The sequence below is a fragment of the Iodidimonas muriae genome (assembly GCF_014647255.1).
Classification (GTDB): domain Bacteria; phylum Pseudomonadota; class Alphaproteobacteria; order Sphingomonadales; family Rhodothalassiaceae; genus Iodidimonas; species Iodidimonas muriae.
This window is the reverse complement of record NZ_BMOV01000001.1, coordinates 250,082-262,426: the sequence shown is the minus strand read 5'-3', so window position 1 is coordinate 262,426 and position 12,345 is coordinate 250,082. Positions and strand designations below refer to the sequence as shown.

The 12,345-nt window shown below is 55.8% G+C and carries 9 protein-coding genes; 4 read left to right on the top strand and 5 right to left on the bottom strand.

What is annotated here, in order from left to right; translation table 11 throughout:
* The first annotated feature begins 35 nt into the window (after nt 1-35).
* The 4 genes from IEX96_RS01125 (at nt 36) to IEX96_RS01110 (ending at nt 5,673) form a co-directional block, all read left to right on the top strand.
* Nucleotides 36-494 (top strand): hypothetical protein, encoded by a 459-nt coding sequence (locus tag IEX96_RS01125; RefSeq protein ID WP_150004715.1) that lies wholly within the window; start codon nt 36-38, stop codon nt 492-494.
* Nucleotides 495-498: 4 nt separating this feature from the next.
* On the top strand, nt 499-1,458 hold the full coding sequence (locus IEX96_RS01120; protein ID WP_150004816.1) for a sterol desaturase family protein: 960 nt from the start codon (nt 499-501) through the stop codon (nt 1,456-1,458).
* A 130-nt stretch (nt 1,459-1,588) separates the two neighbouring features.
* Entirely contained in the window at nt 1,589-4,456 is a 2,868-nt protein-coding gene (gene uvrA / locus IEX96_RS01115) for an excinuclease ABC subunit UvrA (RefSeq protein WP_150004714.1), read from the top strand.
* Nucleotides 4,457-4,632: 176 nt separating this feature from the next.
* The gene (locus IEX96_RS01110; RefSeq protein WP_149999200.1) at nt 4,633-5,673 is read left to right on the top strand and encodes a methyltransferase domain-containing protein; all 1,041 of its coding nucleotides are present in this window, start codon (nt 4,633-4,635) and stop codon (nt 5,671-5,673) included.
* Nucleotides 5,674-5,759: 86 nt separating this feature from the next.
* On the opposite strand, the gene IEX96_RS01105 is transcribed toward IEX96_RS01110, so the two are convergent.
* The 5 genes from IEX96_RS01105 to IEX96_RS01085 are packed head-to-tail and all read right to left on the bottom strand — an operon-like array spanning nt 5,760 to nt 12,265.
* Complete coding sequence (locus IEX96_RS01105; RefSeq protein WP_150004713.1) at nt 5,760-6,482, bottom strand: RNA methyltransferase; 723 nt, start codon at nt 6,480-6,482, stop codon at nt 5,760-5,762.
* Nucleotides 6,475-7,818, bottom strand: a complete 1,344-nt coding sequence (gene cysS, locus IEX96_RS01100) for a cysteine--tRNA ligase (protein WP_188873342.1) — start codon at nt 7,816-7,818, stop codon at nt 6,475-6,477. Before cysS ends, IEX96_RS01105 begins: the two co-directional genes overlap by 8 nt.
* Nucleotides 7,815-9,155: a glutamate--tRNA ligase gene (gene gltX / locus IEX96_RS01095; RefSeq protein ID WP_150004712.1), complete on the bottom strand. Its 1,341-nt coding sequence runs from the start codon at nt 9,153-9,155 to the stop codon at nt 7,815-7,817. The genes cysS and gltX overlap by 4 nt, the downstream gene beginning before the upstream one ends.
* On the bottom strand, nt 9,146-10,834 hold the full coding sequence (locus IEX96_RS01090) for an NAD+ synthase (protein WP_150004711.1): 1,689 nt from the start codon (nt 10,832-10,834) through the stop codon (nt 9,146-9,148). The genes gltX and IEX96_RS01090 overlap by 10 nt, the downstream gene beginning before the upstream one ends.
* Before the next feature lie 42 nt (nt 10,835-10,876).
* Nucleotides 10,877-12,265, bottom strand: a complete 1,389-nt coding sequence (locus IEX96_RS01085) for a class II 3-deoxy-7-phosphoheptulonate synthase (RefSeq protein WP_150004710.1) — start codon at nt 12,263-12,265, stop codon at nt 10,877-10,879.
* Nucleotides 12,266-12,345: the final 80 nt, after the last annotated feature.

Genomic DNA, 12,345 nt, shown 5'->3' with positions numbered 1-12,345 from the left:
TCCTGAGACTCTTGTAAATTCGGACAGATCTTGAGATGGACAATCCCTATATCGCCCTTGGATCGCTTCTGGCCATTTCGGCCCTTGTGCTGCTGAACTGGCTGCTGGGCGGCTGGAGCCGGGCAAAGATGACAACCAAAGATCAGGCGATCGCACGCTATGGGCAGGATTTCTGGGAGCAGACCCCCAATGAAGCGGTGCTGGATCAGGAAGGCCGAGCGGCCTTGCTAACGCTTTCGGGCACATCGGCCCTGGGCCTTGTGGTTGCACAAGGTGGGCATTTCATCACCCGTCATCTGGATGTCCACTCATTACGAGCCGTGCAAAAAGACGGCGACTCCGGCCTTGTCATCCAGCTTCAAGACTTTGCGCTGCCCCGCATCCGCATTATATTGGAAACGCCAAAGCAACAAGATCTATGGCATGATCGCTTGACCATGCTTGTGCACCAAAAGCACCCGATGCCCACCCCTCGAACAAAAGGGGCTGCCTGATATGATGGACCTGCCCAATCCCGTTCTTTATGCCATCCCGGCCTTTGTGGTTTTGATCATTGCCGAAATGGTCTATGGCCGCCTGACCGGACGCACCCTGTTCGAGCCAAAAGACACGGCCACCAGCCTTGCCATGGGCTTGGGAAGCCAGATCGCGGGATTGATATTCGGCGGCCTTGTGCTGGCTCTTGGTTTTTATATCTGGGAGCATTATCGCCTGTTCGATCTGGGCTTTCACTGGTGGACGTTCCTTCTCGCCTTCATTCTGGACGATCTCGCTTATTATGCCTTCCACCGCGCCAGCCACCGTATTCGCTGGTTCTGGGCCGCCCATGTAATCCATCACACAAGCCAGCATTACAATCTGTCCACCGCCCTTCGCCAAACATGGACCGGCGTGCCTGCCCTCACCTTTATTTTCAGCCTGCCGCTGTTTGTGCTGGGCTTTCATCCTTTGTTGATCGCCTTTATTTCCGGCATCAATCTGATTTATCAATTCTGGATTCACACCGAAGCCATCACCCGCATGCCCCGTTGGTTTGAAGCCATTTTCAACACGCCGTCCCACCATCGGGTGCATCACGCCACCAATCCGCGCTATCTGGATGCCAATTATGCAGGCGCCCTGATTATCTGGGACAGGATGTTCGGCACCTTCGTTCCCGAACTGGATGAAGAAAAATGCCGCTACGGCACTGTCAAACAGCTTGGCACCTTCAATCCTTTGAAAGTGGCCTTCCATGAATGGGTCGGTATTTTTTCCGATGTGATCCGCACGAAAAACTGGCGGCACTGGCTGGGCTATGCTTTCGGTCCGCCGGGCTGGAGCCATGATGGCTCACGCATGACCTCTGAGCAAATCAAGGAAAGCTGGGCCGCACATCAAAACCGCCAGACACAACCGGATCAACAGGTGCGACAATCACCGGACAAGAACCCTGCAAAGCCCGTCCCGGCGGAATAACAGCTCTGCGGCCTTTCCCGCCATTGCCCTTGTTTCCTGTTTTGTTCTCATTTATCTTGGGGCCCATGCTTGACATGACCGGCTGATCGCGCCACCTGCCAATCTCCTTCTCTTCTGCGTATAGGGCAATATGTTAAAAACACTTACCGTTCGCGGCGCCCGTGAACACAATCTCAAATCCGTGGATGCGGATATTCCCCGCGATAGCCTTACGGTGATCACCGGTCTTTCGGGATCAGGGAAATCCAGCCTTGCTTTCGATACCATTTATGCAGAAGGCCAGCGGCGCTATGTGGAAAGCCTGTCGGCCTATGCGCGGCAGTTTCTGGAGTTAATGCAAAAGCCCGATGTGGATCATATCGAAGGGCTGTCCCCGGCCATTTCCATCGAACAAAAAACCACATCGAAAAACCCCCGCTCTACCGTGGGAACGGTCACGGAAATCTATGATTATATGCGCCTCCTGTGGGCGCGGGTGGGTATCCCCTATTCCCCCGCGACCGGCGAGCCGATCACCGCACAAACCATATCGGATATGGTGGACAAGGTGATGGCGCTTCCCGAAGGAACGCGGCTTTTCCTGCTGGCCCCCATCGTGCGTGGCCGCAAGGGCGAATATAAAAAAGAATTCAAAGACCTGCAAAAACGCGGTTTTCAGCGGGTAAAGGTGGATGGAGCCTATTACGAAATTGATGAAGCGCCAACGCTGGATAAAAAATACAAACACGATATCGATGTGGTGGTGGACCGCATCGTGGTCCGCGACGGGCTGGAAACCCGCCTTGCCGACAGCTTTGAAACCGCGCTTGAACTGGCCGATGGGCTGGCTTTTGCGGAATATGCTTATCGGGATGGCGAAGAACCGAAAGACGGGCCGGAGCGCATCACCTTTTCCGCCCGCTTCGCCTGCCCTGTTTCAGGCTTTTCCATTGCCGAGATCGAACCGCGTCTGTTCAGCTTCAACAGCCCGCATGGCGCCTGCTCCAGCTGTGACGGCTTGGGGATAAAGCTGATTTTCGATCCCGATCTTGTGGTGCCCGATGCCACAAAAACCCTTGCATCGGGGGCGATTGCCCCTTGGGCCAAGTCCATTGCGCCTTATTATAAACAAACGCTGGAAGCGCTGGCAAAGCATGGTGGCTTTACCATGCGCACCCGCTGGGATGATCTGGATGATGCCCAGAAATCGCTGATTCTTTATGGCTCGGGCAAAGAAGATGTGGCCATTCGCTATGATGATGGTCACCGCAATTATACCGTTGACCGCCCCTTTGAAGGGGTCATCAAGAATATCGAACGGCGCTGGCGCGAAACCGAAAGCTCTGCGGTGCGTGATGATCTTGCGCGTTTTCAAACCAGCGCAATATGCGAAGCCTGTCAGGGACACCGCTTGAAACCGCAAGCCCTGGCCGTCAAAATCAATGGCTGCCATATCAGCGAGGTTACGGCCCTTTCCATCGCCAAAGCCCATGACTGGTTTAGCAATCTGCCCGAATATTTGAACGAAAAGCACAAAACCATCGCTGAAAAGGTGTTGAAGGAAATCACCGAACGGCTGGGTTTTCTCAATAATGTGGGGCTTGAATATCTGACCCTTGCCCGCTCGTCCGGCACCTTATCGGGGGGAGAAAGCCAGCGCATCCGGCTGGCTTCGCAAATCGGATCGGGGCTGACAGGCGTGCTTTATGTGCTGGATGAACCCTCTATCGGCCTGCATCAGCGCGATAATAACCGCCTGTTGGAAACGCTGCGCAATTTACGGGATATGGGCAATACGGTCATCGTGGTGGAACATGATGAAGATGCCATCCGCACCGCCGATTATGTGATCGATATGGGCCCCGGTGCCGGAGAACATGGCGGACGCATTGTGGCACATGGCACGCCCGAAGCCATCATGGCCTCCAAACGCTCCATGACCGGCGCCTATCTTTCCGGACGCAAAAATATCCCCGTGCCCGAAAAACGTCGCAAAGGCAACGGCAAGTCATTGAAAATAAAAGGGGCGCGTTCCAACAATCTCAAGAATGTAGATGTGTCCATTCCTTTGGGTACGCTCAGCTGCATCACCGGTGTATCCGGTTCGGGGAAATCCACCCTCACCATCGAAACCCTGTATAAAGCGGTGGCGCGGCATCTCAATAATGCCCGCGCCCATCCCGGCGACCATGATGCCATCAAGGGTTTGCAGCATCTGGATAAAATCGTCGATATCAATCAAAGCCCCATCGGGCGCACACCGCGCTCCAATCCCGCTACCTATACCGGCGCGTTCACCCCCATCCGCGACTGGTTTGCCGGCCTGCCCGAAGCCCAAAGCCGTGGCTATAAGCCGGGCCGCTTCTCGTTCAATGTAAAGGGGGGGCGCTGCGAATCCTGTCAGGGAGACGGGGTCATCAAGATCGAAATGCACTTTCTGCCCGATGTTTATGTCACCTGCGACCAATGCAAAGGCAAGCGCTACAACCGCGAAACACTGGAAATTACCTTTAAAGACAAATCCATCGCTGATGTTCTTGATATGACCGTTGAAGACGCAGCGGTGTTTTTCAAGGCGGTGCCCTCGATCCGCGACAAGATGTTGATGCTGGAACGGGTGGGCCTTGGCTATATCCGCGTGGGTCAGGCGGCCACCACCTTATCGGGCGGTGAAGCGCAACGGGTGAAGCTGGCAAAAGAGCTTTCAAAACGCGCCACGGGAAAAACCCTTTATATTCTGGATGAGCCCACCACCGGCCTGCATTTTGAAGATGTGCGCAAATTGCTGGAGGTGCTTCAGGCATTGGTGGAGCAAGGCAATACGGTGGTGGTGATCGAACATAATCTGGAAGTGATCAAAACAGCCGACTGGCTGGTGGATATGGGGCCGGAGGGTGGCGATGGCGGCGGTGAACTGGTGGCCGAAGGAACACCGGAGGCGGTGGCCAAAATCGCCCGCAGCTATACCGGCCAATATCTCAAGCCCTTATTGGAAGGCGACCACGCCGCCGCACAATAAACCGCTTATAAAAACCGATCGTTTTCAACCTTTGGTCCGCATTTAAAGCCCCTATCCGGCCTAACCGTCTTCATCTGTCGAAAAGGTGAGCGATTAGGGCTTGCGATGGGCTTGAGTTGCACCACATCTTGCGGCACAAGAGACAAAGTTTTTCAAAGAGCCGCAAGGAACGATACATGGCATTTGCGACCCAAGACGCCGTCAAGGAATATTATGGTCAGGATCTCAAAAGCAGCGCTGATCTGAAAACCAGCGCCTGTTGTCCGGCAGAAGCCATGCCACCCCATGTGCGTCGCCTGCTGGCCAATGTGCATGAAGAGGTCCGCAACCGCTTTTATGGCTGCGGCTCGCCCATTCCGCCTGTTCTGAAAGGCGCACGGGTTCTTGATCTGGGCTGCGGAACCGGTCGGGACAGCTTTATCCTGTCACAACTGGTTGGCGCGGATGGCGAAGTGATCGGCGTTGATATGACCGACGAACAGCTTGCCGTGGCCCGCCAGCATTTGGGCTGGCATATGGACCGTTTTGGTTATGACCGCCCCAATGTCCGCTTTGAAAAAGGCTATATCGAAGATCTGGCCGCCCTTGGCCTGCCCGATAACAGCCTTGATGTTGTGGTGTCGAACTGCGTGATCAATTTGTCGGCGGATAAAGAAGCGGTGTTCCGTGAGATTTTCCGTGTTCTGAAACCGGGCGGCGAGCTTTATTTCTCCGATATTTTCGCCGGTCGCCGTATTCCCCAAGCCCTGCGCGAAGACAAAGTGGTGGTGGGCGAATGTCTTGGCGGGGCGCTTTATACAGAAGATTTCCGCCGCATGATGCGCAAGGTGGGCTGCCTTGATTATCGGGTGATGAGCCGTGCGCCGGTCGATCTCAACGATCCCGAAATCATTGAAAAAGCCGGAATGATCGACTTCTGGTCTATCACTGTCCGCGCCTTCAAACTGCCTTTGGAAGATCTGTGCGAGAATTTCGGACAGGTGGCCTGGTATAAAGGCACCATCGAAAACCATCCGCACAGCTTTGCGCTTGATGACCATCATTTGTTCCAGACCGGCCTTCCCATGCCGGTCTGCGGCAATACGGCTATGATGCTCAAAGACACCCGCTTTGCACCGCATTTCCGTGTGGATGGCGACATGTCCACCCATTATGGGCCGTTCGATTGCACAACATCGGCGGCGACCACAGAAAAAGATGTGGGAAGCTGCTGCTAATAGCGCCTTCTGGCATCATCAAAAAAACAGGGCCGCGGGACATCTCCCCGGCCCTTTTTCGTCGCTTGAATACAGCCGCGTATGCTTTATTTCCGCTCGGCCCAAGTGAGAGATTTGATCACCCCGCGCAGGGTCTGGATTTCCTGAGTGGTAAGAGACGCATTCTGGAACAGGGATTTCAACGCCCGCATTTGCGTCGGCTTGCGGTCTGCCGAACGGAAATAGCCGCGTTTATCCAACGCCTCTTCAAGCTGGTCATAAAGACCTTGATAATGGGCTTTGGGCGCCGGATCTTCTTGCCGTCTGTCTATGCGCGGCTTTGTGTCATCCTTGGCCTTGAACCACTCATAAGCTGCCAAAATCACGGCTTGCGCCAGATTGAGGCTGGAAAAATCCGGATTCACAGGCACGGTCATCACCGTATCCGCCAAGGCCACATCTTCATTATCAAGGCCAGAGCGTTCCGGCCCGAACATCAGCCCGGCCCTCCTTTCCAACCCATGGATTTCAGCCACCGCCTGTTGCGGTGTCACCACCGGTTTCACCATATCGCGCGGGCGTACCGTTGCCGCATAAACCCGGCCAAGATCGCCAATGGCATCAGCCACCGTGTCATAAAGCCTCGCCCCATCCAGAACGCAATCCGCACCAGATGCCGCAGGGCCAGCCGCCGGATTGGGCCAGCCATCACGGGGTGCCACTAGCCGCATCTCGGTAAGGCCGAAATTCAGCATGGCCCGCGCAGCCTTGCCGATATTTTCGCCAAGCTGCGGACGCACCAAAATCACAACGGGCGCAAGATCAGTCATTGCCGGTCCGTTCCCAATCGGTGGTGCCATCGGGGCGATCCAGCAAACGGATACCGGCGGCATCCAGCTGATCGCGCACCTTGTCGGCTCGGGCGAAATCGCGGGCCTTGCGGGCTTCTTTCCGTTCCAGAATCAATGCCTCGATCGCATCTGCATCCAAACCGCCTGCCCTGTTGCTCTTGAACCATTGGTCCGGATTTTCCTGCAACAATCCCATGAACTGCGCCCCGGCCAATAATTGATCCACGCTTTCCGGCTTTGCCAAGGCTTCCAAAGCGGCGATGGCCCTGGGGCTGTTAAGATCATCCTCTAGGGCTGCGACCACCGTTTGCGGTATGATTTGTGCAGCTTCAACCCCTGCAATCAAGCGGTACCAACGATCCAGCCGACGCTTGTTTTCCGCAATACCGTCTGTGGTGAAATCCAGCGGCTGGCGATAATGGGCCGACATCAGTGTCAGCCGGATGGCCTCGCCGGGGAAATCCGCCAACAGATCATGGACTGTGTGGAAATTCCCCAGCGATTTCGACATTTTCTCGCCGCCCGACAGCACATAGCCATTATGCACCCAAGTGCGCACAAAAGGATGGCCATGGCAGCATTCGCTTTGCGCCAATTCGTTTTCATGATGGGGGAAAATCAAATCCTGTCCGCCGCCATGAATGTCGATTTCCGTTCCCAAATGCGCCTTGATCATGGCCGAACATTCCAGATGCCAGCCGGGGCGTCCCTTGCCCCACGGGCTCTCCCAACCGGGCTGATCCGCATCACTGGGTTTCCACAGCACAAAATCCGCCGGGTCTTTTTTATAAGGGGCCACCTCCACCCGTGCGCCGGCCACCATTTCATCCCGCGGGCGATGGCTAAGCTTGCCATAATCGGGCATGGCGGGCACATGGAACAGCACATGCTCCTGAGCCGCATAGGCAAAGCCCTTATCCATCAGATCCGCGATCATGGCGATCATCTGCGCGATATGATCGGTGGCATGGGGCTCGATACTGGGCGGCAAGACATGAATAGCCGCCATATCCTCGCGGTAAATTCGGGCAAATTTTTCGGTGATCGTCGCAATGGGGGTGCCGCTTTCAGCAGCGCGGGCGATGATCTTGTCATCAATATCGGTGATATTGCGGGCATAGGTTACATGCCCCTCGCCATAAACATGGCGCAACAGCCGAAACAGCAAATCGAACACCACCGGCGGACGTGCATTGCCGATATGGGCAAAATCATAGACCGTTGGCCCGCACACATAAAGCCGCACATTTTTGGGATCGATGGGCTGGAACGGCTCTTTCTTGCCGCTCATGCTGTTGGTGAGATGAAGGCTCATGCCCGCTCCCCTTTGAGCCGTGCTTGCGCCCGTGCACGCCCGATCAAGGGCAAAAGCGTTGCCATTTCCGGCCCGTGATCCTCACCGGTCAGTGCCTGCCGCAGGGGCAAGAACAGCGCTTTTCCTTTGCGGCCTGTTGCTTGCTTGATGGCACTGGTCCAAGCCTTCCAGCTATCCCCCGCAAGGGTTTGGGGCAAAAGCTCTGCCGCCTCCGCCAGAAAGGCGCAGTCATCATCCATAATCACCGGGTCCAACGGCCCCAAAACCACCTTGCGCCAGCGAGCCACATCGTTGAAATGTTCCAGATTGCCGCGCACGGCCAACCAGAAATCTTCCCTCAAATCCGCCAAAAGCGCCCGATCCTTCACATCCTGATAGGAAAGCTGATGCAGAATTTTGGCATTCACCTGATCCAGTTCGTCTTCATCGAAAATGGCCGAAGATTTCGAGAATTTTGAAAATTCGAACCCATCACGCAAGGGAGCGACATCCACAAATGGCTCGATAGGATCAGAAGACCCGAGGCGGGCGATAAAGCTGATGATGGCCTGCGGTTCCAATCCGGCTTCATCGCGCAAGGCGGCAATGGAGCCACTGCCCGCACGCTTGGAAAATTTGTCGCCGCCTTTGCCCTTCAACAAAGGATAATGGGCAAAAAGCGGAGCCGTGCCGCCCAGCGCTTCAAAAATCTGGATCTGCTGGCCGGAATTGGTCACATGATCTTCGCCGCGAACCACATGGCTGATGGAAAAATCCATATCATCCACGGTCGAGGGCAGCATATAAAGGAAAGTGCCATCGGCCCGGATCAGAACCGGATCGGACAGGCTTGCCGGATCAATGGATTGCGGCCCACGGATCAGGTCCGTCCACTCCACCCGCTGATCGGTATCCAGCTTGAAGCGCCAATGGGGTTTCTTGCCCTCGGCTTCCAGCTTTTCCCGATCCGCCTGTGTAAGCTTCAAGGCCGCCCGATCATAAACCGGCGGCAGGCCGCGCCCAAGCTGCAAGCGGCGCTTGATGGACAGTTCTTCCGCCGTTTCATAGCAAGGATAAAGCCGCCCTTGCTCCTTCAAATGCTCGGCCGACGCATGATAGCGCTCCAGCCGTTGCGATTGCCGGGCTTCCTGATCCCAATCAAGGCCAAGCCAACGCAGATCATGGCGGATCGCCTCGATATAATCATCGCGGGAGCGTTCGGCATCCGTATCATCAAAGCGCAACAGAAATTGCCCCCCTTGCTGACGGGCAAACAGCCAGTTCAACAAGGCGGCGCGAACATTTCCCACATGCAAAAGGCCGGTGGGAGACGGGGCAAAGCGTACATTTACAGACATGGGCGTCGGGTTGTCCTGAAACCATTGGTGATTGGGAAGCGGCGATCGCGGCCAAAACTTTTACGGGTGATTTTCACGCCCGGTGCAGCCTGACGGCGTTTATATTCAGCGACATAAAGCAAATGCTCAACCCTTGCCACTGTCTTTGCATCATGGCCACGCGCCACAATTTCGGATGCGGGCATGCTCCGCTCGACCAGACAGGCCAGAATGTCGTCCAACACATCATAGGGCGGCAGCGAATCTTCATCTTTTTGATCGGCGCGCAATTCTGCAGTCGGTGGCTTGGTGATAACACGGGCGGGCATCACCGGACCTTCGGGGCCAAGGGCATGAAGTGGCGTGCGGTGATTACGCCAGTGCGACAAAGCAAAAACGGTAGACTTGTAAACATCCTTCAGCACCGAATACCCGCCGCACATATCGCCATAAAGCGTGGAATAACCCACACTGACTTCCGATTTATTGCCGGTGGTGAGCACCAGATCGCCAAATTTGTTGGACATGGCCATCAAGATCACGCCGCGCAGCCTCGACTGGATATTCTCTTCGGTAATGTCTGGCGCATAGCCTTCAAAAACCGGCCCCAGCATCTGATCGAAGGCGGCAACACCCGGCTCGATGGCCACGCTATCAAGGCGTATCCCCAAAAGATCGGCGCATCCTTGCGCATCTTCAAGGCTTTCCGGGCTGGTATAGCGCGATGGCATCATCACCGTGCGCACCCGGTCTTTTCCCAAGGCATCCACAGCGATCGCCGCCGTCAGCGCAGAATCAATCCCGCCCGACAAGCCGATCAGCACACCGGGAAAGCCGTTTTTCCCCACATAATCGCGCAGCCCCAAAACGGTGGCTTGCCAGATCGCCTCCAGATCATCGAACAATGGTGCTTTACGCCCCTCTTGCGGGCGCAAGGCTGTCCTGTCTCCAATCTGTTTTGGAACACAGTCCACAATTTCCATATCCGTTGAAAAGCCCGCAAGGCGCACCATCACCTCGCCCTGTGCATCCAGGCAAAAGGACGTTCCATCGAAAATCACTTCGTCTTGTCCGCCCAGCTGATTGACGAACATAAGCGGCAATCCGGTTTCGGCCACACGCTTACGGGATTCCATCAAGCGCTCGTCGCTCTTATCGGTTTCAAAAGGCGACGCGGTGGGCACCAGCAGAATTTCGGCCCCTGCCTGTGCCAAATCGCGCGCCGTATGGGGAAACCACATATCTTCGCAAATCATCACCCCAAGGCGGTGACCACGCACCATCACCGGTTCTGTCTTTGAGGCGGCAGCGAAAATCCGCTTTTCATCAAAAATACCGTAATTGGGCAGATCGCGTTTGCGCACCTTATGGGTGATCGCGCCCCCATCCATCACCAAAGCGGTATTATAAAGCCCGTCATCAAACAGCCAAGGCGACCCCACAATCAATGCCGGGCCGCCATCCGCTGTTTCTTTGGCCAGCATCTCGGCGCACTGCATGGCGCACCGCTGGAAGAATGATTTCAGCACCAGATCTTCTGTGGGATAGCCCACAAGGCTCAGTTCAGGAGTGATAACTAGATCAGCCCCCAAAGCAGCCGCTTTGGCCCGTGCCGTGCGAATTTTTTCCACATTGCCATCAATATCCCCCACCACAGGGTTCAATTGCGCAAGTGCGATGCGAAAGGGATGTGCGTTCATGCAGGCTTGTTTAGCCGGTCATCGCAGCCGCCACAAGATGGCTCAGGCGCTTTCACGCACCTCGGCCCCTTGCTTAACGGCGCGCCGCCCCTCTTTCAACAATTCCGCAATCTGGAAGGCCATCTCGAGGCTTTGGTCCGCATTCAGCCGGGGATCGCAATGGGTGTGATAGCGCGAAGACAATTTGTCTTCGGTAATGGCCATGGCTCCGCCGGTACATTCGGTCACATTCTGCCCCGTCAGCTCCAGATGAATACCGCCCGGATAGGTTCCTTCGGCGCGGTGAATGGCAAAGAACTGCCGCACTTCCCGCATCAACTGGTCAAAGCCACGGGTTTTCAGCCCGACCGAGCTTTTCACCGTATTGCCGTGCATGGGATCGCAACTCCACACCACCCGACGGCCATCGCGCTTCACCGCACGGATCAAATTCGGCAAATGCTGCTCGACCTTATCGGCGCCAAAGCGACAAATCAGGGTCAGGCGGCCCGGCTCGTCAAAGGGATTGAGCAGATCGACCACACGCAGCAATTCATCCGGCTGCATGCTTGGCCCCACCTTTACAGCGATGGGATTTTCAATACCCTTTAAAAATTCTAGATGCGCCCCGTCCAATTGCCGGGTGCGATCACCACACCACAGCATATGGGCCGAGCTATCCACCCATCCGCCGCCCGATGGTTCATGGCGGGTCATGGCTTCTTCAAACCCCAGCAGCAAACATTCATGGCTGGTGAAAAAATCCGTGCCCTTCAGTTCATGGGCCGCATCGTCCCCGACCCCGCAAGCGCGCATGAAAGCCAATGATTCGCCAATGCGGTCCGCCAAATCCTGAAAGCGTTCCGCCGCCGGGGAATTGGCAACAAAATCCAGATTCCAGCGATGCACCCGATGCAGGTCCGCATAGCCCCCGCTGGCATATGCCCGCAAAAGATTAAGGGTTGCCGCCGATTGATTATAGGCGCGCATCAAGCGATCCGGATCGGGCATCCGGGCCGCCGCATCGAACTGGATGCCATTCACATTATCGCCGCGATAGCTGGGCAGCTCCTGATCGCCTTGCCGTTCCATATCGCTGGAACGCGGTTTGCCAAATTGCCCGGCCATGCGCCCCACCTTCACCACGGGGCACGCCGCCCCGAAGGTAAGGATAACCGCCATTTGCAGCAAAACCCGGAAGGTATCGCGGATGGTATCGGGGTGAAATTCTGCAAAGCTTTCCGCGCAATCCCCACCCTGAAGCAAAAAGGCACGGCCATCGGCAACCCGGCCAAGCTGGCGCTTCAAAGCCTTGACCTCACCCCCGAAAACCAATGGCGGATACCGTGACAAATCGCTTTCCACAGATGCCAGTTTATCCTTGTCGGGATAATTGGGTTGTTGGGCTGCGGGGCGGTTACGCCAACTATCAGGGGTCCAGCGTGTTGGCATATTTCAAAAACTCCACTCAAAACGCATGATCATAACAAGCGGCCATCATAAGCAAGACCGCCGAACTTGTCAGCCCTGCC

What these genes read in the sequence shown, in the direction of transcription:
- IEX96_RS01125 (WP_150004715.1), top strand. Translation starts at nt 36, where the DNA reads ATGGACAATCCCTATATCGCCCTTGGATCGCTTCTGGCCATTTCGGCC.
- IEX96_RS01120 (WP_150004816.1), top strand. Translation starts at nt 499, where the DNA reads ATGGACCTGCCCAATCCCGTTCTTTATGCCATCCCGGCCTTTGTGGTT.
- uvrA (WP_150004714.1), top strand. Translation starts at nt 1,589, where the DNA reads ATGTTAAAAACACTTACCGTTCGCGGCGCCCGTGAACACAATCTCAAA.
- IEX96_RS01110 (WP_149999200.1), top strand. Translation starts at nt 4,633, where the DNA reads ATGGCATTTGCGACCCAAGACGCCGTCAAGGAATATTATGGTCAGGAT.
- IEX96_RS01105 (WP_150004713.1), bottom strand. Translation starts at nt 6,482, where the DNA reads ATGACTGATCTTGCGCCCGTTGTGATTTTGGTGCGTCCGCAGCTTGGC.
- cysS (WP_188873342.1), bottom strand. Translation starts at nt 7,818, where the DNA reads ATGAGCCTTCATCTCACCAACAGCATGAGCGGCAAGAAAGAGCCGTTC.
- gltX (WP_150004712.1), bottom strand. Translation starts at nt 9,155, where the DNA reads ATGTCTGTAAATGTACGCTTTGCCCCGTCTCCCACCGGCCTTTTGCAT.
- IEX96_RS01090 (WP_150004711.1), bottom strand. Translation starts at nt 10,834, where the DNA reads ATGAACGCACATCCCTTTCGCATCGCACTTGCGCAATTGAACCCTGTG.
- IEX96_RS01085 (WP_150004710.1), bottom strand. Translation starts at nt 12,265, where the DNA reads ATGCCAACACGCTGGACCCCTGATAGTTGGCGTAACCGCCCCGCAGCC.